Annotated in this window: 25 protein-coding genes and 1 tRNA gene; 12 read left to right on the top strand and 14 right to left on the bottom strand. The window is 65.8% G+C overall.

Features of this window, described 5'->3' with window-relative positions:
- Window positions 1-40: 40 nt before the first annotated feature.
- The 5 genes from V8J55_RS02820 to V8J55_RS02800 all read left to right on the top strand — a co-directional run bounded on the left by V8J55_RS02820 (window position 41) and on the right by V8J55_RS02800 (window position 3,852).
- Window positions 41-754 carry a response regulator transcription factor gene (locus V8J55_RS02820; protein WP_336444294.1) on the top strand — a complete coding sequence of 238 codons (714 nt, stop codon included), beginning with the start codon at window positions 41-43 and terminating at the stop codon, window positions 752-754.
- Window positions 755-898: 144 nt separating this feature from the next.
- Window positions 899-2,431, top strand: coding sequence for an acyl-CoA synthetase (locus V8J55_RS02815; protein ID WP_336444293.1), 1,533 nt, complete (start codon window positions 899-901; stop codon window positions 2,429-2,431).
- Between the two features lie 4 nt (window positions 2,432-2,435).
- Entirely contained in the window at window positions 2,436-2,579 is a 144-nt protein-coding gene (locus tag V8J55_RS02810) for a hypothetical protein (RefSeq protein WP_336444292.1), read from the top strand.
- Window positions 2,576-3,052: a DsbA family protein gene (locus V8J55_RS02805; protein ID WP_336444291.1), complete on the top strand. Its 477-nt coding sequence runs from the start codon at window positions 2,576-2,578 to the stop codon at window positions 3,050-3,052. Before V8J55_RS02810 ends, V8J55_RS02805 begins: the two co-directional genes overlap by 4 nt.
- A complete protein-coding gene (locus tag V8J55_RS02800) occupies window positions 3,049-3,852 on the top strand; it encodes a crotonase/enoyl-CoA hydratase family protein (RefSeq protein ID WP_336444290.1) in 804 nt (267 codons plus the stop codon). Before V8J55_RS02805 ends, V8J55_RS02800 begins: the two co-directional genes overlap by 4 nt.
- A gap of 107 nt (window positions 3,853-3,959) precedes the next feature.
- On the opposite strand, the gene V8J55_RS02795 is transcribed toward V8J55_RS02800, so the two are convergent.
- From V8J55_RS02795 to V8J55_RS02770, 6 genes are read right to left on the bottom strand one after another with little or no spacing between them, the layout of a single operon-like run.
- Window positions 3,960-4,649, bottom strand: coding sequence for an ATP12 family chaperone protein (locus tag V8J55_RS02795; protein WP_336444289.1), 690 nt, complete (start codon window positions 4,647-4,649; stop codon window positions 3,960-3,962).
- Window positions 4,646-4,882, bottom strand: a complete 237-nt coding sequence (locus V8J55_RS02790) for a hypothetical protein (protein WP_336444288.1) — start codon at window positions 4,880-4,882, stop codon at window positions 4,646-4,648. Before V8J55_RS02790 ends, V8J55_RS02795 begins: the two co-directional genes overlap by 4 nt.
- Window positions 4,879-5,499, bottom strand: a complete 621-nt coding sequence (locus V8J55_RS02785; RefSeq protein ID WP_336444287.1) for an FMN-binding negative transcriptional regulator — start codon at window positions 5,497-5,499, stop codon at window positions 4,879-4,881. The genes V8J55_RS02790 and V8J55_RS02785 overlap by 4 nt, the downstream gene beginning before the upstream one ends.
- Entirely contained in the window at window positions 5,499-6,731 is a 1,233-nt protein-coding gene (locus V8J55_RS02780) for an RluA family pseudouridine synthase (RefSeq protein WP_336444286.1), read from the bottom strand. Before V8J55_RS02780 ends, V8J55_RS02785 begins: the two co-directional genes overlap by 1 nt.
- Complete coding sequence (crcB, locus tag V8J55_RS02775) at window positions 6,728-7,105, bottom strand: fluoride efflux transporter CrcB (protein WP_336444285.1); 378 nt, start codon at window positions 7,103-7,105, stop codon at window positions 6,728-6,730. The genes V8J55_RS02780 and crcB overlap by 4 nt, the downstream gene beginning before the upstream one ends.
- A gap of 46 nt (window positions 7,106-7,151) precedes the next feature.
- Window positions 7,152-7,730 carry a thermonuclease family protein gene (locus tag V8J55_RS02770; RefSeq protein WP_336444284.1) on the bottom strand — a complete coding sequence of 193 codons (579 nt, stop codon included), beginning with the start codon at window positions 7,728-7,730 and terminating at the stop codon, window positions 7,152-7,154.
- A gap of 241 nt (window positions 7,731-7,971) precedes the next feature.
- Here V8J55_RS02770 and V8J55_RS02765 point away from each other — a divergent pair, with 241 nt between their 5' ends.
- The 4 genes from V8J55_RS02765 to V8J55_RS02750 all read left to right on the top strand — a co-directional run bounded on the left by V8J55_RS02765 (window position 7,972) and on the right by V8J55_RS02750 (window position 10,751).
- Window positions 7,972-9,003 (top strand): MarR family transcriptional regulator, encoded by a 1,032-nt coding sequence (locus tag V8J55_RS02765; protein ID WP_336444283.1) that lies wholly within the window; start codon window positions 7,972-7,974, stop codon window positions 9,001-9,003.
- A gap of 38 nt (window positions 9,004-9,041) precedes the next feature.
- The gene (locus V8J55_RS02760; protein WP_336444282.1) at window positions 9,042-9,554 is read left to right on the top strand and encodes a hypothetical protein; all 513 of its coding nucleotides are present in this window, start codon (window positions 9,042-9,044) and stop codon (window positions 9,552-9,554) included.
- A 75-nt stretch (window positions 9,555-9,629) separates the two neighbouring features.
- Window positions 9,630-10,601: a magnesium and cobalt transport protein CorA gene (locus V8J55_RS02755; RefSeq protein WP_336444281.1), complete on the top strand. Its 972-nt coding sequence runs from the start codon at window positions 9,630-9,632 to the stop codon at window positions 10,599-10,601.
- A gap of 74 nt (window positions 10,602-10,675) precedes the next feature.
- A tRNA-Val gene (locus tag V8J55_RS02750) sits at window positions 10,676-10,751 on the top strand.
- 57 nt (window positions 10,752-10,808) lie between these two features.
- Here the strand turns inward: V8J55_RS02750 and V8J55_RS02745 are convergent.
- The gene (locus V8J55_RS02745) at window positions 10,809-11,495 is read right to left on the bottom strand and encodes a GntR family transcriptional regulator (RefSeq protein WP_336444280.1); all 687 of its coding nucleotides are present in this window, start codon (window positions 11,493-11,495) and stop codon (window positions 10,809-10,811) included.
- A gap of 92 nt (window positions 11,496-11,587) precedes the next feature.
- Here V8J55_RS02745 and V8J55_RS02740 point away from each other — a divergent pair, with 92 nt between their 5' ends.
- Both V8J55_RS02740 and V8J55_RS02735 read left to right on the top strand, forming a co-directional pair.
- Window positions 11,588-12,256, top strand: a complete 669-nt coding sequence (locus tag V8J55_RS02740; protein ID WP_336444279.1) for a nitroreductase family protein — start codon at window positions 11,588-11,590, stop codon at window positions 12,254-12,256.
- A gap of 99 nt (window positions 12,257-12,355) precedes the next feature.
- Window positions 12,356-13,813, top strand: coding sequence for an amidohydrolase family protein (locus V8J55_RS02735; protein ID WP_336444278.1), 1,458 nt, complete (start codon window positions 12,356-12,358; stop codon window positions 13,811-13,813).
- Here the strand turns inward: V8J55_RS02735 and V8J55_RS02730 are convergent.
- The 4 genes from V8J55_RS02730 to V8J55_RS02715 all read right to left on the bottom strand — a co-directional run bounded on the left by V8J55_RS02730 (window position 13,810) and on the right by V8J55_RS02715 (window position 18,121).
- On the bottom strand, window positions 13,810-14,085 hold the full coding sequence (locus V8J55_RS02730; protein WP_336444277.1) for a CBU_0592 family membrane protein: 276 nt from the start codon (window positions 14,083-14,085) through the stop codon (window positions 13,810-13,812). The genes V8J55_RS02735 and V8J55_RS02730 overlap by 4 nt on opposite strands.
- A 73-nt stretch (window positions 14,086-14,158) precedes the next feature.
- Complete coding sequence (acnA, locus tag V8J55_RS02725) at window positions 14,159-16,831, bottom strand: aconitate hydratase AcnA (protein WP_336444276.1); 2,673 nt, start codon at window positions 16,829-16,831, stop codon at window positions 14,159-14,161.
- Window positions 16,832-16,979: 148 nt separating this feature from the next.
- Window positions 16,980-17,585 (bottom strand): OmpA family protein, encoded by a 606-nt coding sequence (locus V8J55_RS02720; protein WP_336444275.1) that lies wholly within the window; start codon window positions 17,583-17,585, stop codon window positions 16,980-16,982.
- The gene (locus V8J55_RS02715; RefSeq protein ID WP_336444274.1) at window positions 17,582-18,121 is read right to left on the bottom strand and encodes a hypothetical protein; all 540 of its coding nucleotides are present in this window, start codon (window positions 18,119-18,121) and stop codon (window positions 17,582-17,584) included. Before V8J55_RS02715 ends, V8J55_RS02720 begins: the two co-directional genes overlap by 4 nt.
- A 154-nt stretch (window positions 18,122-18,275) precedes the next feature.
- Here V8J55_RS02715 and V8J55_RS02710 point away from each other — a divergent pair, with 154 nt between their 5' ends.
- Complete coding sequence (locus V8J55_RS02710) at window positions 18,276-18,743, top strand: RidA family protein (protein ID WP_336444273.1); 468 nt, start codon at window positions 18,276-18,278, stop codon at window positions 18,741-18,743.
- 9 nt (window positions 18,744-18,752) lie between these two features.
- Here the strand turns inward: V8J55_RS02710 and V8J55_RS02705 are convergent, their stop codons facing one another.
- The 3 genes from V8J55_RS02705 to V8J55_RS02695 form a co-directional block, all read right to left on the bottom strand.
- On the bottom strand, window positions 18,753-19,934 hold the full coding sequence (locus V8J55_RS02705; RefSeq protein ID WP_336444272.1) for a GGDEF domain-containing protein: 1,182 nt from the start codon (window positions 19,932-19,934) through the stop codon (window positions 18,753-18,755).
- A gap of 102 nt (window positions 19,935-20,036) precedes the next feature.
- Window positions 20,037-21,041 (bottom strand): LacI family DNA-binding transcriptional regulator, encoded by a 1,005-nt coding sequence (locus V8J55_RS02700; protein WP_336444271.1) that lies wholly within the window; start codon window positions 21,039-21,041, stop codon window positions 20,037-20,039.
- 63 nt (window positions 21,042-21,104) lie between these two features.
- A complete protein-coding gene (locus tag V8J55_RS02695; RefSeq protein WP_336444270.1) occupies window positions 21,105-22,100 on the bottom strand; it encodes a DUF2891 domain-containing protein in 996 nt (331 codons plus the stop codon).
- Between the last annotated feature and the right edge of the window lie 6 nt (window positions 22,101-22,106).

Raw genomic sequence — 22,106 nt, 5'->3', positions numbered from 1 at the left:
GCGGGGCGACAAGATGTTGCGTCGACGACGGGGGATGCGGATGGCATCATCGGATATTGCCGGGCAAGGCGACCGGAAGTTGCTGGTCGCTATCTATCATCCCGTAGGTGCACGGGCCGATGTCCTCGGTGCGGCGATCGAGGCCGCGGGTTTGGCGGTGCAATTCCTGCCGCCGCATGTGAACGGGCTTCGCCCCTGGGTCGACAGCTGTTTCAGCCTGTTACTTATCAACCCCTTTCTCGACTGGCAGGAGCCGTCCGAGTTCGTCCGATTGGCTACGTCGATCGCCGGGCGCCGGCCGCTGATCGCCCTATCAGACCGCGACACCCTCGACGACCGGATGGTCGCGCTCGGCGCGGGGGCCGACGATGCCGTTGGCTGGACCGATAATCTCCCCGAAGTGCTCGCGCGGGTCGCCAGCCTGTTGCGCCGCAGCAGCATCGCCACCGGGCAGCTCGGCGAGGGCGAACTCAGCATCGACCTGATCGACCGGCGTGTCGAGCGTGCGGGCCGGCTCATCCGCCTGCCGCTCCGCGAATTCGACCTGCTCGCGAATCTTGCGCGCGTGCCAGACCGGCCGCTTTCGCGCGGCGCGCTGCTTCGCGCGGTGTGGCGGCTCGATTTCGATCCCGGCACCAACCGCGTCGAGGTGCATATGTCGCGGCTGCGCGCCAAGGTCGATCGGGGGTTCGACTGGCCGATGCTGCGCACGGTGAAGGGCATGGGCTACGCCTTGCGGTCGCGTCCGGATTAGGTCCGGCATCTCCCAATCTTGCGTCGCAATTTGCCGCTTCTGGATCGGGGTCCTGTCACCGGTCCCAGCTTGCTTGACCGAAAGTTTCAGGTTGCTACTGATCTTCGACATAAAGAAAGCAACGATTCCCGGAGATGATGCCCGATGCACCCCTCAGTCCACGCCAGCGCCAATCCCGACAAAGCCGCGATCATCGTCGCCGAGACGGGGGAAGCGATCAGCTATGGCGAACTCGACGCGGCCTCGAACCGCGCTGCGCAGCTCTTCCGCTCGCACGGGCTGGGGCATGAGGATGTCGTCGCTTTCATGCTCGACAACACGCCGCATTATTATGGGCTGACGTGGGGCGCGCAGCGCGCGGGGCTCCGCTATGTCTGCATCTCGTCGCGGCTGACGCAGGATGAGACCGACTATATCCTCGAAAATTCGGGCGCGCAGATTCTGATCGTGTCGGCTAGCCTTGCGAGCGCCGCGCAGCAGCTGACGACCGGCATCAAGCGCTTCGCGATGGGCGGAACGATCCCCGGCTATGAAAGCTGGGAGGATGCCGTCGCCGCGATGCCCGCGACGCCGGTGGCCGACGAGCGCGCCGGGGTCGACATGCTTTATTCGTCGGGCACCACCGGACGGCCCAAGGGGGTGCGCGTGCCGCTGCCCGAAGACCCCGCGATCGACGCGGCGAACAGCCTCGTCATGCTCGCCTCGGCGATATTCCAGATCAACGCCGACAGCATCTATCTCTCGCCCGCACCGCTTTATCACGCCGCGCCGCTGCGCTGGTCGATGACGATCCACCGCCTCGGCGGCACCGTCGTGCTGATGAAGAAATTCGATCCCGAGACGGCGCTGGCGCACATCGAAAAATATCGCGTGAACGCCAGCCAGTGGGTTCCGACACATTTCGTGCGCATGCTCAAGCTGCCGGACGACGTCCGCACGCGCTACGACACCTCGTCGCTCAAGGTCGCGATCCACGCCGCGGCGCCGTGCCCGGTGCCGGTGAAGCAGGCGATGATCGACTGGTGGGGGCCGGTCTTGTTCGAATATTATGCCGGGTCCGAAGGCAATGGCATGACCTTCATCTCCAGCGCCGACTGGCTGGCGCACAAGGGCAGCGTCGGCCGCCCGATCCTCGGCGCAATCCACATCATGGGCGAGGATAACGAAACCGAGCTTGGCGCAAACGAAGAAGGCGCGGTTTTCTTCGAAAGCGAAAATGTCTTCGAATATCATGGGGATAATGAAAAAACGGCGTCGAGCCGCAATTCGAAGGGCTGGTCGACCCTCGGCGATGTGGGCAAAGTTGATGAAGGTGGCTTCCTCTACCTCACCGATCGCAAGAGCTTTATGATCATCTCGGGCGGGGTGAACATCTATCCGCAGGAAATCGAGAACCATCTGGTCACCCACCCCAAGGTCGCCGACGTCGCGGTCGTCGGCGGCCCGCACGACGAAATGGGCGAGGAGGTGATCGCGGTCATCCAGCCCGCCGACATGGCCGACGCGACCGACGCCTTCCGGGCCGAGTTGCTGACCTATGCGCGCGAGAAATTGTCGGGCGTGAAAATCCCGCGCCGCATCGATTTCATGGAAGCGCTGCCGCGTCACGATACGGGCAAGCTCTACAAACGCCTGCTCCGCGACCAGTATTGGGAGAAAACGAAGGCGGAGGCTTGATTCGATGGCCGCGCGCGTCGAATTCTTCTTTGACCTGTCCTCGCCCTGGACCTGCCTTGCGTTCCATAATCTGCCGGGCGTGCTCGAACGCGCGGGGACCACGGCGGTCTATCGGCCGATCCTGGTCGGCGGGGTGTTAATGCGGTGAACCCCGCCGTCTATGCCGCGCGCGAGCAGGCCGACAACCGGCGGTTGCAGCATAGCTGGAAGGTGCTGCAGGACTGGGCGCGACTTGCGGGCGTCCCGATGAATTTCCCGTCGCAGTGGCACCCGGCGAAGAGCATCACCGCGATGCGGTTTTGCTGCGCCCTTGAGGAAGATCAGGCCGCGCTCGTCCGCTTCGCACGCGGCGCCTTCACGAGCTATTTCGACCGGCAGGAAAATCTCGACGACCCCGCCGTGCTCGCCGCGGTCGCCGATGCCGAAGGGCTGGATGGCGCCGCGCTGGCGGTCGCGGCGGGCAGCGATGCCGTCAAGGCCCGGCTGCGCGCGAATACCGATGAAGTCATCGCGCGCGGCGGCTATGGTTCGCCGACGATCTTCGTCGACGGCGACGACATGTATTTTGGAAACGACCAACTGCCGCTCGTCGAGGCAGCGCTTGCAAGGACTCTCCCATGAAGGACCGTATTTCGATCACCATGCTCGAAGGCGGGATCGCCGACGTCCGGCTGATCCGCGCCGACAAGATGAACGCACTCGACCCCGCGATGTGGGAGGCGCTCGCCGAAGCGATCGATCAGCTCAAGGCGACGACGGGCCTCCGCGTCGTCGTGCTGTCGGGCGAGGGACGGGCTTTCTGCGCCGGGCTCGACTTGTCGAGCCTCAGCAATGATCGCGATCCGGGCGCGAGCAGCGCTGGCGGCACCCTGTCCGACCGGACGAAGGGCATCGCGAACAACGCGCAATATGCCGCGTGGGGCTGGCGCGAGATTCCGGTGCCCGTGATTGCCGCGGTGCACGGTGTTGCCTTTGGCGCGGGCAGCCAGATCATGGCGGCGGCCGACATCCGCATCGTCCACCCCGACACGCGCGTCGCCATCATGGAAATGCGCTGGGGGCTTGTGCCCGATGTCGCCGGCATGGCGCTGTGGCGCACGCAGGTCGCCGACGATGTGCTGCGCGAGATGATCTACACCAACCGTGAATTCAACGGATCGGAGGCGAAGCTGCTCGGCTTTGCGACGCATGTGTCGGACGATCCGCTGGCGAAAGCGATGGAACTCGCCGAAGTGATCGCCGACAAGAATCCGCATGCGATCCGCGGCGCGAAGCGGCTCTGCAACATGCTCGCCGATGCGAGCGACGCTCAAATCCTGCAGGCCGAAAGCGACGAGCAGGTGAAGGTGATCCGCACGCCTAACCAGATGGAAGCGGTGATGGCGGGGATGCAGAAGCGGAAACCGAACTTCGCCGATTAAGCTGATGCCCGTTCTCCGTTCGTGTCGAGCGAAGTCGAGACACCAATCGGTGTCGCGCAAGGTCGATGGGCATCTCGACTTCGCTCGATGCGAACGGGTTCTCGGGGTTAGAGCAACGTCAGAAACCGTGCCGCATTGTCCCAGTCGCGTTTGTGGGTGGCGCGTGCTTTTTGCGCTTCGCTGTCCGCGCCCCAGCGGCGTTCCTGATAGAGTTCGTCGAGGCTGACCGCTTCCCACAAGGCGTCGGCGTCGAACGCATCTTCGAGCAAGGCGAGGCCCGCGACGAGCGATCCGCCGATCGTCACCAACGGCGTCAGCGCGGTGATCCGCCATGCGTCCTGCGCCAGCACTGCGTCCTGCAGCGTCGCAACCGTTGCTGCGGGTTGGTCGACCGGCAGCACGCCCTGCGTCAGGGTAAATTCAATGCCATAGCGTGCCTCGGCCCAGGCGAGCAGCGGGTTCCACGCCGCCGCCTGCTCGGCCTGCAGCGCGGCGTCGCGCGCGTCGCGATAGCAGAAGACGTCGCTCTGGGCATAAGCGGCGATCGGCGCGGCGAAGGCGGCGCGGTCGGGTGTCGCCAGGTCGATCGCGGCGTTGGTCAGGCCCGTCATCGGCATGGCGGCGGGATCGATCGTCTCGCCCACATCGCGCCATTCGGCGGCGATCGCTTCGGCGAGTGCGGCGCTTGCGACAGCCAGCGGCGCGCGCTGCGGCGTACGTACCGGCCGGCCATCGAGCGCGATGCCCCAGCCGCCGTCCTCGAGGGCGACGGCGACCTCTTTCCAGAAACGCTTCACGGGTTTTTGGGCGACCGCCAGCGGCGCGCGAGCAGCAGCGGCATAACGGCGAAATCGAATGCGCCGATCAGCACGATCGCGGCGCCGATCCAGCGGTCGGTCGGCTGGCCCGCCAGCGTGAAACCGCCGCTGATCAGGATGAAACCGATCATCGCAAAGGCGACGCCCATCAGGCGCATGATCGAGAGGGCAAAGAAACGTTTCTTGGCGAGGGCGTCGTCGGCTTGGGTCATGCGTCCGCCTTATCGCCGCCAAGGTGACGCATCAACTGCGCGAGCGCGCCATGACCGGTCGCCTCGACGCCTTCGATCACGCGCCCGCGCTCCTCGGCGGACTTGTTCTGCGACAGCTTGATCGTCGGGCGCCACGCGGCGATGCGCATTTCGAAACCGGTGATGGCGCCGGTCATCTTGCTGAACAGCGCCGGGTTCATCTTGCCCCGTGTCCAGGGCGGGTTGGCGCCAACACGCGCTTCATGCGCCGCAGACAGCGTGTCGAGCTGTGCGACCAGTTCGGCATCGTCGAGTTTGCGCGCCACGCCTTCCATCTCGATCGCGACATAATTCCACGTCGGCACCTGGTCGGCGTCGGCGTACCAGCTCGCGCTGACATAGGCGTCGGGGCCCTGCACGACGGCGAGCGCGTTCGCGCCGGCCAGGTGGCGGGTGAGCGCGTTGCCGCGCGCGAGGTGGAATTGCAGCGTCGCCCGATCGTCGCTCAGCACCACCGGCGCATGCGCGACGCGCGGCCCGTCGGGGGTGCTCGCAAAGATCGCGGCAAAGCCGATCTCGCGCACGAGCAATTCGGCGAGATCGTCCTGCCGCGGGCGGAAGGCGGAGTTCGGGTGCATCAGCTCGCTTTGGGCGGGCGCGCCGGATGCTTCCTGGCGCTCGGCTTCTTGCCCGCGGGTTTCCCGGGCGCCAGCTTGCCGGGCTTGCCCGGTTTCGCTTTCGTCTTGGGCTTCGGCTTGCCGACGAAATCGGTCGGCTTGCTCTCGGCCGTGCGGCCGCGCCGCTCGCCGCGCCGCGCCTTGCGGATCTGCTTGCTGTGCGCCTTGGCGGCCGCTTTCTCTGCTGCTTTCGTCGGCGGACCCTTGGCGACATCGTCGATCCCGACCTCGCCGAGCAGCAGGTCGAAGCCGAGCGCGTCTAGGCTCGCCGCGAAATGCTCGGGCACCTCGGCGCTGATGTCGATCGCGCCGCCGTCGGGGTGGTCGATGCGCAGGCGGCGGCTGTGGAGGTGCATCTTGCGGCTGATCGTCCCGGTCAGGAAGGCGCCCTTGCCGCCATATTTGCCGTCGCCGACGATCGGATGACCGATCGCCGCCATATGGACGCGCAGCTGGTGCGTGCGCCCGGTCAGCGGTTGCAGCTCGACCCACGCCGCGCTGTTGCCCGCGCGCTCGATGACACGATAGCGCGTCTTCGACGCGAGGCCGCTGTCGTGGACGTGCATCTTCTCGCCGCCCGATCCCGGCTGCTTGGCGAGCGGCAGGTCGATTTCGCCCTGCTGGATATCGGGCACGCCGACGACGATCGCCCAATAGGTCTTCTTCGCGCTGCGGTTCGAAAAGCTTTTGGCGAAATAGGCCGCGGCCTTCGGCGTCCGCGCGATGAGCAGCGCGCCCGACGTGTCCTTGTCGAGCCGGTGGACGAGCTTGGGCCGCGTCGGCCCATCGAATTTCAGCGCGTCGAGCAGCCCGTCGACATGCTGTTCGGTCTTGGTGCCGCCCTGCGTCGCGAGCCCCGGCAGCTTGTTGAGCACGATCGCGCTGGCATCGCGGTGGATGAGCATTCCCGTCGCGAGTTCGATATCGGCGTCGGTCAGCGGACGGCCCTTGCGTGCCGGGCGCGCGGCGGTTTCGACGGGCGGGGTCGGCATGACGAGTTTCTGCCCGGTCGCGATGCGGTCCGACACATCGGCCTTTTTGCCGTCGAGCGTCAGCTGTCCCGAGCGCGCCCAGCGCGCGAGCAGCGCGTGCGGCGTGCCCTCGCGGTGGCGCTTGAACCAGCGGTCGAGGCGGATGCCGTCGTCTTCCTCGGCGATGGTGGCGCCGTCGAGATTTGCCTTGGGCTCGCTCATGCCGGCACCTGCCGCACGATGAACAGGCCGAGCCCGCAGGCGGCGATCGCGCCGATTACCGACGCGAGGACATAGGCGGCTGCCTGCGCATTTTGGCCGCGTTCGAAAAGCATCCAATATTCCATGCTGAAAGAGGAAAAGGTGGTGAAGCCGCCGAGAATCCCGACGCCGACGAACAGCCGCGCGGTGTCGCCGCCGCCGCTGCGTACGAGCCAGCCGACGAGCAGGCCCATCAAGAGGCTGCCGACGATATTGATCGACAACGTCCCCCACGGGAAGGCCGGGCCGAACCGCGCGAGCATCGCCTGACCGACCAGATGGCGGGCGCCGGCGCCGATCGCGCCGCCGATCATAACGGGAAACAGGCTGTTCATGCGCTCGCCCTAGCCCGAAACGGGCGCGAGGCATAGCGGGCCATTTCTAGGCGTCGGGCTGGGCCGCCGGGGTGGTGGAGCGTTCGTGCGTCGCGCGCCAGCTTTCGGGGCGGACGAAGTCGCCTTGCCAGATTCCGCGCCGTTTGGCCTGCGCCTCAGCTTCTTCGACCATATAGGCGTCGCTGGTCGCCACCGCCCAGCCGAGCCGCGTCATTTCGGCACCGAGGTCGATGCCATCGGGGAAGGCGGCGGTGCGGCACGCGGCGAGGGTGCGGTCGTAACGATCCTTTGCCGCGACCTCGCAATGGAGCGGGCCGCGGCCCGCGAGCTTTTCGAGCGCGGCGCGTGCTTCGCGCCCGCACGGCCACCGCGTTGTGCCGCGCGCGCAGTCCTGCCGATATTCGACCGCGTCGATGCCGGTCAGGCGTATCGTCAGCGGCGCATCATCCTGGCGTACCGTCAGGCTGTCGCCGTCGATCACATGGACGAGCGGCACGGTCAGCGCGGGTGCCGGCAACCACACCCACGCCACAAAGGCGAGCCCGGCGAGCAGCAGCAACGCGAGCAGCGACCGGAAGCGCCGCCGCCAGCGCAGCCGCGCGAGCGAGGAGGAGCCTGAAACCATCGGATCCCGCCTGACTCGATGGCGGCGGCTTGGCAAGGGTGAATTAAGGATTGACGATGAGAACAAATCATGTCCAAAATGGACCAATTCCTCAACGGTCGACGCGCGCCGACTCTTGCCGATATCAAGCTTGGGTCCGGATTGGCGGCAAACGGGAGCGAACAAAAGGTGAATGCCGCCGAAATGACGGCATGCTTACGCCAGGATGGAGCGATGGGGGACAGGTAGCATGATGGGCCAAGTGACGCAGACGCTGGATACATCGGCAATCGCGCCAGGCGCTTTCGCTGCAGGACACGCCGGACCGCCCGAGACGATTGGCGGACCAATCCCCGACGGTGTTGCGTCGCCGCTGTTGTTCGTGGGGTCAGAAGCCGATTGGCCCGACACGGCTTCGCTCGCCGCAGTGCGCCTCGTCAGAACGCTCCCGCCGCCTCAGGCGGCGGATTACATCCAGGAAACAGCGACGCTGGACATTGTCTGGCTCGCCGCGGCGGAGACGATCGAAGCCGAAACGCTGGGCGACATATGCGCGGCGGCCGGCGAGCGGGGCTGCAGCATCATATGCGAAACTACACTGGTCGCGCTCGACCGGGTCGTGGCCGCCATTCCGGCGCCGCTCGACGTTCAGTTTCTGGTCGAACCCGATCCGACCGACCGGCTCATGGCCTTGGCGGCAGCACGGCGGATACGGCACGGCATCCTCCACGACATCGCGCGCGACGATGCGATGGAGCGGATCGACCGGCTGCAGGAAGAGGTCGCGCGCATTTCGCGCCTGCTCGGCGATCTTGCCGGGCAGCGGGGCGGTCTTCCCGGCACACCCATGGGCTTTGCATCGCGGGCCGAGGATCTGGCCGACTATGCGGGACAGGTCCGTGCGCCCGCGCGCGACTTTGCCGCGATGCCGCGCAGCTTTATTCCCGAAGATCGCACGCTCGACCGGCAGCGTGCCAAGGCCGTGCGGCGGATCCTGCGTCAGCGGCGGATGCGCGAGCAATATTTCCCCGCCGACCTGTTCGCCGATCCGGCATGGGACATGCTGCTCGACCTCTATGCCGCGCGGCTCGAACGCCAACCGGTGTCGGTGTCGAGCCTGTGCATTGCCGCCGCGGTCCCCGCGACGACCGCGCTGCGCTGGATCAAGACGATGACGGACGCCGGCCTGTTCCTGCGCGAAGACGACCCGCACGATGGCCGCCGCATCTTCATCGCGCTCGCCGAGGGCGCCTCTGACGCGCTCGGCCGTTATTTCGAGGCGCTCGACGAATAGGCGTGGCCCGCGCCGATCGGCCCGGGTAGGTTTCGGCCATGAAGGAAGCCGTCGAAGTGGTCGTGAACGACCGGATGCAGCAGGGTTATCGCTATTTGCGTACGGCCCCGGTCGGCAAGGCGTTCGATCCCAGGTTCGAACCCGAACTCACACCGGCCGAGATGCTGGAGCTCGGGGTGTTCTGCGGCAAATATATGACCGACTGCACCGCCGAATTCCCGGCGAGCTGGTTCAGGAAGGCGAAGCTTTCGCCCGAACATGCCGACTGCTCGCTCAACTATTTCGGCATAAGGGCGAGCGTTCCCCTGCGCGTATGGCTCCAGAAAGGGTGGATCCATCCCGACGACCCGCGCGGCTGGTTCCAATGGTATTGCCGCTATTATTCGGGGCGGCGGATGCCGGGCGAGGATCATCGCCAGATCGCGCGGTGGCGCGCGTTCCGGCGTCACGCCGCGCAAATACGCAAGCATTGCGAACCGGGCGATCCCTTTTGCCGGCCGAAACAGCGGCAGGCGCTGCTGCAATGGGCATATGACAGCCGGGATATCTAGCCCCAAAGCCGGGACCATTTCCCTTCATTGCGGGGCGCACTATGTAAGCGCCCACTTCAACGGAGTTTTCTGCCGATGCCGATTATGGCCGCCCGCGTTTATCATGACGGCAAGCTTGTCCGCGACATCGGCACGGATGAGGCGATTCCCGAAGATTGCGACAATGGCGATTTCTTTTGGCTTGGCCTGTACGAGCCGACGCCGGGCGAGCTCGAAGGGATTGCGAAACGCTTCGGCCTCCATCCGCTCGCGGTCGAGGATGCGCTGAAGGCGAACCAGCTGCCGAAGGTCGAGGCCTATGGCGACCAGCTGTTCGTCATCGCCCGCACAGCCAATCTCGACGCCGATACGATTCATCCGGGCGAAACCGCCTTTTTCCTTGGCCCCCATTTTTTCGTCAGCGTCCGTCATGGGTCGGCGCGCACGCATACCGACATCCGGGCGCGGCTCGAAACCTTGCCCGCCAAGCTGGCTCACGGTCCCGATTATGTTCTCTATGCCGTCCTCGATTTCATCGTCGATGGCTATTTTCCCGTCATCGACGCGATCGAGGACCGGATGCTGACGGTCGAGGAAAGCGTGATGGACACGCCGCTCGACGCCGCCGAGATCCGGCATCTCTATTCGCAGCGGCACGAGATCATCCGTTTCCAGCGCCTCGTCGGGATGATGAAGGAAGTCGCCGGCCGGCTCGCGACCGACGATGATCTTCCCAATATCGATCCTGCGGTGCGTCCATTCTACCGCGACATCTGGGACCATGTGCAGCGCGCCGAGTTCCGCCTGACCGGGCTGCGCGATATTGCCGCGTCGGTGATCGAAACCAACGGCATGCTCGAACAGCAGCGTCAGGGCGTCATCACGCGCCAGCTCGCCGCATGGGCCGCGATCCTGGCGGTGCCGACCGCGATTGCCGGCATCTATGGCATGAATTTCGAACATATGCCCGAACTCGGCTGGACCTTTGGTTATCCGATGGTCGTCGGCACGATCGCCGTGATCTGCGCGCTCCTGTTTTGGCGTTTCAAGAATATCGGCTGGCTCTGACGATCGCGAGGCATGGCTTGCCAGCGGTCGCCGCTTATGGCAGGGGCGCGCTTCCCGCTTATGGCGACATCTGGGGGCGCTTAGCTCAGTTGGTAGAGCATCTCGTTTACACCGAGAGGGTCGGCGGTTCGAGCCCGTCAGCGCCCACCAGTTTTGTGACAGTCCTCAACGAAATCGGTCTGGCGAAAGTCGGGCGGGGCGGGCCTTTCAATCCTTGCAGAATAGCACGTCGGGAAGCTTGAGCAGCTCGGCCAATGCGCGCTGGGCATGGTCGGCGGCTTCGCGCGCCGCAGTGTCGCCGTCGCCCAGGCGAAGGGCGCCATAAAGTCTTTGATGGTCATCCTGGCTGGCGAAAACGCCGGCGCGTTCGACGAGCAGCCGGAATTGCATATGATAAACCGACTGGTCGAGTTGTTCGAGGATGGCGACGAGGGTTCGGTTATCGGCGCGTTCGCGGATCAGATGATGAAAGCGTGCGTTGAGCTGTGTGAAGGCGGCCATGTCGCCCGCCGCCCGCGCCGCGTTCATCGCCGCGACTAGCGTATCAAGCGCATCGAGCGCGGCGGGATCGCGCGCAATCGCCGGTGCGGCGTGCTGCGCCGCCATCGCATCGAGCGCGGCACGAACATCATATATCTCGCGCAGCCGTGCCCGTGACAGCGGGCGGACGATAAAGCCGCGGTGCCGTTCCTGCGACAGAAATCCTTTCGCTTCGAGCCGTTGCAACGCTTCGCGGACGGTTGTTCGCGCGACATCGAAACGCGCGGCGATGTCTGCCTCGACCAGCCGCTGGCCGGGCGCGATCTGACCTTGGCGCATCAGGTCGAGGATGTCGTCGGCGACGGTTTCAACCGCCGACTTCGCTGCGAATCGCGAGATTTCCGTTGCTCCCATGCGCTCGCCATAAACCGTCGCGATCGTCCTGAGAATATCAGATTGACAGACAATTTAAACTGATAATATTCGGCAAGTGAAAGGATGCCGAAATGCCCTACACCGCGATTCCGCTGCCTGACCGCATGAGTTTCACCGATACGGATATGCGCGCACGCGCCGAAGAATTTTACGCCGAGATCAGCCGTCGGCACACGGTGCGCGATTTTGCGACAACCCCGGTGCCGCGCGACATCATCGAAACCTGTATTCGCGCTGCCGGGACGGCGCCCAGCGGCGCGAACCATCAGCCCTGGCATTTCGCGGTCGTTGGCGATCCTGAGCTCAAGACGCGGATTCGTGCAGCTGCCGAAGAGGAGGAGCGCGAATTTTACGCCGGACGCGCCAGCGCCGAATGGCTCGCGGCATTGGAGCCGATCGGCACCGATCCGAACAAGCCCTTTTTGGAAGATGCGCCGTGGCTGATCGCGATCTTTGGTCAGCGCAAGGGGCCGCACGAGGGCGCGCTGCGCAAAAATTATTATGTTCCCGAATCGGTGAACATCGCGGCGGGTTTCCTGATCGCGGCGCTTCATCATGCGGGGCTCGCGACGCTGACCCACACGCCCAATCCAATGGCGTTTCTCAACGATGCGCTCGGCCGCCCCGACTATGAAAAGCCCTATATCCTGCTCGTCGTCGGCCATCCTGCGGCCAATGCGACGGTGCCGCTTCACGCCAAGGAGAAGAAGGCGCTCGAGGATATTGCGAGCTTTCGATAGCGGCAGCGCGTGTCGCTGATTTCGACGCCCGCCGTCATCCGGCCTGTTCGATGGGCCGTGTCGGCGCTAAGCTTCTTCCCAGATCGGAAAGGCCATCCCATGAAAAATTTGCTCGTCGCGCTCGCATCGTTGCTCTTCGCATCGGCCACCCCTGCGGCTGCCGCGCAGAAGCATGGCGATGTCGTCATCCGCCATGTGACGATCGTCGATGTCGAGGCGGCGAAGGCGATCGCCGGGCAGGCGGTGGTGCTGAAGGGCGGCGATATCGTCGCGGTCGGCGCCGATGCGGTCATCGCGAAGGACTGGCACGCGGCGCGAACGGTCGAGGGCAAGGGGCGCTATCTGATCCCGGGCCTCTGGGACATGCACGTCCATTTCGGCGGCGGGCCTGAGTTGATCGAAGAGAATAAGGCGCTGCTGCCGCTCTATGTCGCGAACGGCATCACGACGATCCGCGACTGTTCGGGGGATTTGCCCGAGCAAGTGCTCGCCTGGCGCGGCGAGATTGCGGCGGGCAGCCTGTTCGGCCCGCGCCTCTTGACATCGGGCGCAAAGATCGAAGGAATCGCGCCGGTCTGGAAAGGGACGATCGAGGTCGGCAGCGAAGCCGATGTCGACGCCGCGCTCGATCGCCTCAAGACGCGCGACAAGGTCGATTTCGTCAAGATCACCGACAGCACGCTGAAACCCGAACTGTTCCTCTATGCGCTGACCAAGGCCAAGGCGCTTGGCTTGCGCACGTCGGGGCATATCCCGATGGCGTTGACGGTCGATCAGGCGGTCGACGCCGGGATCAGCTCGATCGAGCATCTCGACTATGCCTATAACGCCGGCGCGAAGGACGAGGCTGCGATCGCCGCCGATTTCGCCGCGAAGCGTATCGACCGTGCCGAAGCGAACCGCCGGCTCCGCGCGAGCTTCGACCGCGCCACCGCGATGGCCGCCTATCGCCGCTTCGCCGCGAAGGGCGTGTTCGTCACCCCGACGCTGAACGGCAGCCGTATCATCACCTATCTCGACCGCGACGATCACTCGAAGGACGAGGGCCTCGCCTATATCGGGCCGAAGCTGCGCAAGACCTATGACTGGCGGATTGAGCGCGCCGCAAAGGCCGATGCTGCGGCGATCGCGGCGCGCCATGCGCATATCGAAGCGGTGGGATCGATCCTGCCGATGCTCGCCGAAGCCGGCGTGCCGATCATCGCAGGGACCGACGCGGGTTTCCTCAACAGCTTCAACTATCCGGGTTTCGGGCTGCACGACGAGATCGAACTGTTCCAGCAGAAGGGATTGACCCCGGCGCAGGCGCTCGCGTCGGCGACGCGCGCAGGCCCGGCGTGGTTTGGGCAGCTCGATCGCTACGGCGCGGTCAAGCCCGGCATGGCCGCCGATCTGGTGTTGCTGACGAAGAATCCGCTCGAGGATATCGTCGCGACGCGCGCCATCGACACGGTGGTGATGCGTGGGACGGTTCAGGATCGGGCGGCGCTCGACAAGATGCTGGCCGATACGCGCGCGAAGGTTGCGGCGTGGAATGCCGGGGCGCCCAAGCCCTAAGGGGCGATGGCGCGTGCCGCTTGCCGCACGCGCCACACGCTCCAAAGGGTGAACAATCCCATCGCGGCCCAGATGACGTTGAGCACCGCCGACGGAATCGCGCCATTATAGCCCGAATTGACGATGAAGCCGCCCGCGCCGACGACGTTCATCCACTGATAGAGATAGCTGCGCCCCTCGAGTCTGCCGAGCGACAGCAGGATATAGGCGGCGAGGATGATTGCGGCGGCCGCCCAGCCGATGGCTTCGATAACGATGACTTCGGCGCTCATGTGCATCCTCTCCAAATGAAAACGCCCGCCCCGGTGAGGGGGCGGGCGCTTTTAGCATCAGGCGTCGGCCGCGTCAGGCGGCAAGCTTGCGCAGCACATAATGCAGGATGCCGCCGTTCATATAATATTCGACCTCGTTCGCCGTATCGATGCGGCAGAGCGTGTCGAAGCTGAAGGTCGAACCGTCGGCGCGCGTGACATTCACCGTGACCGTCTGGCGCGGCTTGAGGTCGGCGACGCCGGTGATGGTGAAGGTGTCGTCGCCGGTCAGGCCGAGCGTCTCGCGCGTGTCGCCGTCCTGGAACTGCAGCGGCAGCACGCCCATGCCGACGAGGTTCGAACGGTGGATGCGCTCGAAGCTTTCGACGATCACCGCGCGGACACCGAGCAGGTTGGTGCCCTTCGCCGCCCAGTCGCGCGACGAGCCGGTGCCATATTCCTTACCGGCGATGACGACGAGCGGCGTGCCGTCGGCCTTGTGGCGCATCGCGGCGTCATAGATCGGCATGACCTCCGCGCCGTAACGCGACATGCCGCCTTCGATGCCGGGGACCATTTCATTCTTGATGCGGATGTTGGCGAAGGTGCCGCGCATCATCACGTCGTGGTGGCCGCGGCGGGCGCCGTAGCTGTTGAAGTCGGCCTTGGCGACCTGATGTTCCATCAGCCACTTGCCGGCCGGGCTGTCCGCCTTGATCGAACCCGCGGGCGAGATGTGGTCGGTGGTGATCGAGTCGCCGAGGATCGCGAGCGGCTTGGCGTCGATGATATCCGACACGGGCGCCGGGGTCATCGTCATGCCCTCGAAGTACGGCGGGTTCGCGACATAGGTCGATCCGGCGCGCCACTGGTACGTATCCGAGCCTTCGACCTCGATCTTCTGCCAATGCTCGTCGCCCTTGTAGACATGGGCGTAGCGCGCCTCGAACATGTCGCGGTCCACCGCACCCGCCACCGCATCGGCGACTTCGAGATTGGTCGGCCAGATGTCGGCGAGGAACACGTCCTTGCCCTGCTGGTCCTGTCCGATCGGGGTGGTGGTGAAATCCTCGATCACCGTGCCCTTCAGCGCGTAAGCGACGACGAGCGGCGGCGAAGCGAGGAAGTTCGCGCGCACGTCGGGCGACACGCGGCCTTCGAAGTTGCGGTTGCCCGAAATCACGGCCGCGGCGACGAGGCCGTTCTCGTTGATCGCCTTCGAAATCGGTTCGGCGAGCGGGCCCGAGTTGCCGATGCAGGTGGTGCAGCCATAGCCGACGAGGTTGAAGCCGATATTGTCGAGATGCTTCTGCAGCCCGGCCTTTTCGAGATAGTCGGTGACGACCTGCGACCCCGGGGCGAGCGAGGTCTTGACCCACGGCTTGGGCTTCAGCCCCAGTGCGTCGGCTTTCTTCGCGACCAGACCCGCGGCGACGAGCACGCCGGGGTTCGAGGTGTTGGTGCAGCTGGTGATCGCGGCGATGGTGACGTCGCCGTCGCCGATGTCGAAATCCCTGCCCTCGACCGGCACGCGCGTCTGCGCCTTTTTATAGGTGTTGACCATGTCGGCGTTGAACACATCGTCGACGTCGGGGAGCGAGACGCGGTCCTGCGGACGCTTCGGCCCGGCGAGCGACGGGACGACGCTGCCAAGGTCGAGTTCGAGCGTGTCGGTGAAGATCGGGTCGGCGGCGCCCTCGACGATCCACAACCCCTGCGCCTTGGCATAGGCTTCGACCAGCGCGATATTCTCGTCGCTGCGGCCGGTCAGGCGCATGTAATCGAGCGTCTTGTCGTCGACGCCGAAGAAGCCGCACGTTGCGCCATATTCGGGCGCCATGTTCGCGAGCGTCGCGCGGTCGGCAAGGCTCAGCGACGCGAGGCCGGGGCCGAAATATTCGACGAAGCGGCCGACGACGCCCTTGGCGCGCAGCATCTGCGTCGCGGTGAGCACGAGGTCGGTCGCGGTGACGCCTTCCTTCAGCTTGCCGGTGAATTTGAAGCCGACGACTTCGGGGATGAGCATCGACACGGGCTGGCCGAGCATCGCGGCCTCGGCCTCGATCCCGCCGACGCCCCAGCCGAGCACGCCGAGCCCGTTGATCATCGTCGTGTGGCTGTCGGTGCCGACGCAGGTGTCGGGATAGGCGACGGTTTCACCCGCGCTATCCTCGCTCGACCACACCGCCTGCGCGATATGCTCGAGATTGACCTGGTGACAGATGCCGGTGCCCGGGGGCACCGCCTTGAAGTTCGACAGGCTCTTCGACCCCCATTTCAGGAAGTCGTAACGTTCGCCGTTGCGATAATATTCGATCTCGACATTCTGCTCGAACGCCTTCGGATGACCGAATTCGTCGACCATCACCGAATGGTCGATGACGAGGTGGACGGGGACGAGCGGGTTGATCTTCGTCGTGTCGCCGCCGAGCGTCGCGATCGCATCGCGCATCGCGGCGAGGTCGACGACGCAGGGAACACCGGTGAAATCCTGCAGCAGCACGCGCGCCGGGCGATACTGGATCTCGCGGTTCGAGTGCGGGTCCTTCTGCCAGTCGACCAGCGCCTGCACATCGTCCTTCGACACGGTGAAGCCGCCATCCTCGAAGCGCAGCAGGTTTTCGAGCAGCACCTTCATCGAGAAGGGCAGGCGCGAGACGTCGCCGAGCTGTGCCGCGGCCTTGTCGAGCGAATAATAGGCGTAATTCTTGCCGCCGACGCTCAGCGTCGAGCGGGTTCCAAGCGTGTCGTTGCCCGTGGTCGTCATAGGATTGCAGTCCCCATGTTGGCGCGGCGGGGGATGACTGTCCGGTGGCAAAGCGGGAGAGCGGGGCCAACGGGAGTCGCACGCGCGGGTTTATGTTGGCGCCGCCTTACGCCGAGGGTGGGGAAATGCAAGGGGGTGGGGGAGACCCCTATCGCGGCAGGACCACCTCGACGCGGCGATTCCGGGCGCGGCCGGCGGCGTCATCCTTTCCGTCGGCGGTTTGATTCGGCGCGATCGGCTCGGTTTCGCCCTTGCCCGACACACGGAACGTGCGCTGGCGCACCCCGACCTGGCCGGCGAACCAGTCGGCGACGGTCCGCGCCCGCTTTTCGGACAGACGCAGGTTATAGGCGTCGTCGCCCTTAGCGTCGCTATGGCCGATCACTTCGATGGCGCCCGTCGGCGCCTTGCGGATCAGTTCGGCCGCCTTGCGCAACTCGGCCTCGGCGCCGGGGGTCAGATCGGCCCTGTCGAATTCGAACAGCGCGTCGGCGGGCAGGTCGACGATTGTGGCGGTAGCGGTGACGCGAATGTTCAGCCCGCTGACGTCGCCTTTCAGGTCGCTGACCGTTCCCGCCATCGCGCTTCCCGGTCCGCCCCCGGTGGTGGGTTGTGCGTCGGCTGCGGCTGCGACGGGGGCGGATGTCGTCCCCGCTCCCATGGCCGCATCGTCGGCAGGGGCATTGCCGCCGCCGTCCGGTGAACAGGCGGCGAGGAGCGCGGCGCCGATCGACAGCGAGGCAAGCCGCATCATCGCGTGACCGGTATCCCATCGAACGGGCCGACTTTGGGCAGGTTGATCGACACGGTCGTGCTGGTTGCGGGCGGCGCGGGGAATTTGGCCCAGATCACGCCGGGCTTGATCTCGCAGTCGGTGTTCAGGCTGTTTCCGCTGACGTTCGACGCCATCCACTCGCCGGCATTGTCCTTGAGCACGCCCAGCCGCTGCGACGTCGCATCGTCGATCACGCTGATCTTTTGCACGTCGAACGATTCGCTGTTGATCTTTTCGTCGCTCGAGCAGCGCAGCGTCACGGTCAATATATCGCCGGTGACCGCAACTTTCATCAGGTCGACCTGTGATCCGTCGGGGCCCGGCTGGCTCTGGATCGCGACCTGTGCGGGCATGCGCGCGACGGGGGCTTCGTCCTGCGGCGCGGTGACCGCTTCGCGCGTGACGCCCGATTCGGGCGCGGTGGCCGTGTCCGGTGTCGACGGCGTCTCGCTGACGTCGCAGCCCGCGAGCGCGATTCCGGTTGCAGCGAGGAAAGTAACATGCAGAATATTCACCGATAAATCTCCGTCCCTATCTGGATAGGGGACCTACGTTTTACCAAGGCGAGGGTTCCCAGCGAGTGATACGTGCCCGGCGTTAGGGGCTAGCCATCGCGGCTGCCCGCTGTCAGGCTCGCGGTGCCACGGGCTGGAAATGGGGGTGCGGTGCATGCGAAGGATGATGATGGCGGCGATGGCGGCGATGGCGGCGGGGCTGGTCGCCGCGCCAGCGACGGCGCGCGAGACGGACAAGGTGCTCATGTCCGAGCACCCCCAGGGACGCGCATTTCAGGAAGCGGTAGGCTATGCCGATGCGGTGATCGCGGGCGATACCATTTATCTGTCGGGCGTAGTCGCGGGAATGGCAAAGGGCGAGACCGACCTCGCGGCCGGATATGATCGCGCCTTCAAGGGGATCGCCGCGACGCTGGCGCGCGCGGGGGCGAGTTGGGACGATGTCGTCGACATCACGACCTTTCACACCGACCTCGCCGCGCATATCGATGGATTTGCGGCGGTGAAGAACAATTATGTGAAGGCGCCCTTTCCGACGTGGACCGCGATCGGCGTGTCGCGGCTGTACGAGCCGACCGCGGTGGTCGAGATCAAGGTGGTGGCGGTGAAGCCCCGGAAATAGCGCGGCGGCTCAGCTTCCGCCCGCGGCGAGGCGTACCGGCTTGGGGGTGAAGGTGCGGACGCGGTTGCGCCCCGTGCGCTTCGCTTCGTAGAGCGCCTGGTCGGCTTCCTGCATCAGCGCCGAGAGCGTCGTGCCGGGGGCGCCGATCGCGAGGCCGATGCTGGCGGTCGGGCAGAGTTTTTCCGGGATGCGGTCGGCGCACGCGGCCTGCAGCCCGGTGCGGACCGCCTCGGCGAGCTGGCGCGCCGTCTCGATGCTCGCGCCGGGGACGAGCAGCGCGAATTCCTCGCCGCCGATGCGGCCCGCGATCATGTCGGCGGGGCCGATGGCGCGGACATGCGCGCCGAACGCGGCGATGATCGCGTCGCCGACCGCGTGGCCGTGATTGTCGTTGACGCGTTTGAAATGGTCGAGGTCGGCGATCATCAGCGCGACGGGGGCATGCTCGTCGATGCAGCGGCGGAGCGCCGCGCCCGCCTGCGCCTCGAATCCGCGACGGTTGAGCAGGCCCGACAGATTGTCGTCGTCGGCCTGGCGGCGGAGCTCGGCGATCTGGTCGATCGCGACCGCGACCATCAGGCTGATCGCCGCGACGATCGACACCATCGCCTGGCTGAACTGGACGGTGGTCCAGTAAACCGACTGCTGGAACCCGACATAATTGTCGAAGCCGCCGACGAGTGAGAGCAGCACGATGGGGCGGATGATGAGGTTGAGCGCCGAGATCGCCGCGACCCAGAACAGCACGCGTTCGATGAGATAGGGTTTTTCGATCGGCCAGAGCGACTTGACGATCATCGCGGCGATGAGGCCCGCGCCGATGCTGATCGACAGGATGCGCGCGGCGATGCTTGGCTGGACGAGCAGGAACCAGGTGAAGACGGAGATCGAGATCGCGGTCGTTACCGCCATTGCGCGCCAGGGGATCGGCAGGCCGTAGCGCTTGATGATCGCCGCGGCGAACAGGACACCGGTGGCGAGGAAGCCGAGGTTGGCGGGCAGACGCTGCAATTCCATCGGCAGCACCGGGCCGACGTCCTGGATTAGGAAGGCGATGGCGGAGGCGGTATAGGCGCCCGCGGCATAGGCGACATAGCGTTCGCGACGGTTCAGCCAGAGCAGGAAAAAGGCGATGGCGAACAGCAGGCCGATGCCCGGATTGAGCAGCGAAATGAAAAATTGTCCGTTCACACTACCGCTTTCTGCCCCCGCCCCCTGGGGTAGCAGTACATAGATAACGAGCCGTTACTTTTCGGGGAGTTAAGTCACGGTAACGCGCTTAGGCCCGGACGTTCAAGCCGTTCCGCGCACCACGAGATGGACGGGGATGCGAGTGCCGCTGCGCGTGCGTTCGTCATCCTCGAGCGCCATCGCGACGAGCGCCTCGCCCGCGGCGTCGAGGTCGGGTTCGAGCGTCGTGAGAGCCGGGTCGGCGAGGGTGCCGGCGCGGATGCCGTCGAAGCCGATCAGCGCGACATCCTCGGGTACGCGGCGGCCCGCGTCCTTGAGGCCCTGCAGCACGCCGAGCGCGAGCATGTCCGAGGCGGCGAAGATCGCATCGGTGTCGGGGTGCGCTTCGAGCAGCGCTTGCACCGCGGCGACACCCTGCGCGTGGCGGTCCGCGGCGGCGGGTGGTTCGGCCACGACCGCGGTCAGGCCGTGCGCGGCGAGCGCGGCCGAAAAGCCGTCGCGGCGCTCGTCGAACTGGCGCTGCGGCGACTGCTGCGGCCCGACGAAGGCGATGTGGCGGCGGCCGGTGGCGACGAAATGTTCGGCGGCGAGTTGCCCGCCGATGTCATTTTCGCTGCGCATCCAGTGGAAGGGGCTGCCCGGGCTGCCCCAGCAGACGAAGTCGAGCCCCGACGCCTGCGCATCAGCGAAATATTTCCACGCGTCGCGGTTGCTGGTCGTGCCGATGACGATCATCGCGTCGGCGAGCCCCGAGGCGACGAAGTCGGCGCGGAAATTGTCGGGATTTTCCTGGAACGAGACAAGCAGGTTGAAGCCGCGCGCCGAGGTCGCGGCGGCGATGCTGCCGAGTAGCGCGAAATAGAAGGGGTTGATCGCGCTGCGATCCTCGCCAGGGCGGCAAATGGTGACGAGCGCGATCGTTTCGCTGCTTTTCAGCCGTAGCGACGAGGCGTGGCGGTCGACGACATAGCCGAGTTCGCGCGCCGCGGCAGAGACGCGCGCGCGCGTTTCGGCGTTGACGCCGGGGCTGTTGCGGAGCGCACGCGAAACGGTCGATTGCGACACGCCGGCGCGCTCGGCGACGTCGAACGATGTGGGACGCAGCATCTTTCCGTTCACCTTGGCCTCTCTCTCCCCTTGCGCCGTCTCTCGCCGCGAGGGCGGGGCTTGTCAATCGGCGAGGCCGCTCAATGCAAGGAGAGCGAAGCTCGCGAGCCAATGTTCGCCCATATAGTCGCCGGTGACGTGCGGTAGCGCGGCGGAGAGATGGCGCTCGGCCGCGGCTTCGGCAACGGGCGTGACGGGGTGGGCCGGGCCGAGCGTGGCGGCGATCGCGCGCCAGCTCCACGCGCGGCTGAGATTGAGACCGTCAAGGTGCGCGATCTTGCCGTCGCTGCGGTCGGAGACGGTGGCGGGGGTGAACAGGGTGACGGGCTGTTGGTGCGCCGCGTGCGGCAGGAAGGCGTCGAACCAGCCGGGGAAATCGCCGCCGAGGACGGCAGCTATCAGATGCGCTTCGGTGAGCGCTGAGGAGAGGAATTCGTCGCCGCCGGGCTCCCATGCCTGACAGTCGCGGTCGCCGATGAACCAGTCGCGGGCGCGAATGTCGATGAGAGTGACGAGAGCTGGGTCGCGGGTTTCGGCCCAGTGGCGCGCGAGGAGGAGGGCGAAGGCGATGTTGAAATGGGTGCCGACGCGCAAGGGATAGGTGAGCTTGGGCAGAAAGGCGTGGAAGCGCGCCGCGAAGGCGGCGGCGAGTGGTTCGAGCGCGGCCGCCCACGGGGCGTCGTGGCACTCGGACTCGGCGTGGAGCGCGAGTAGCCAGCCCCAGCCATAGGGGCGCTCAAAGCCAGCCGACATCGGGCGGCCCAGGAAAGCGAGCTCGCCCGCGACCTTGTCCGGGACGAGCATCGCATCGGCGCGGGCGCGGATATCGGCGGCGATGGGCAGATCGGGGAAGCGGCGCGCGAGGCGGAGAATCTGCCACCAGCCGTGGACGCAGCTGTGCCAGTCGAAACTGCCGTGGAAGATCGGATGATGCTCGCGCGGGGGTTTTGCGTCCTCGGGGCCGTTCAGCACGAGGTCCATCTTGTACGGATATTCGCGGCCGAGGTGCGACAGGGTCGCGGTCGCGAAGCGGGTGGCGTGGTCGGGGGTGAGGTGCATGAACTT

The sequence above is a fragment of the Sphingopyxis sp. CCNWLW2 genome, from assembly GCF_037095755.1.
In the GTDB taxonomy this organism is placed as follows: Bacteria; Pseudomonadota; Alphaproteobacteria; order Sphingomonadales; family Sphingomonadaceae; genus Sphingopyxis.
Note: the sequence above shows the minus strand (reverse complement) of the source record. Positions and strands in the feature narration are given on the sequence as shown.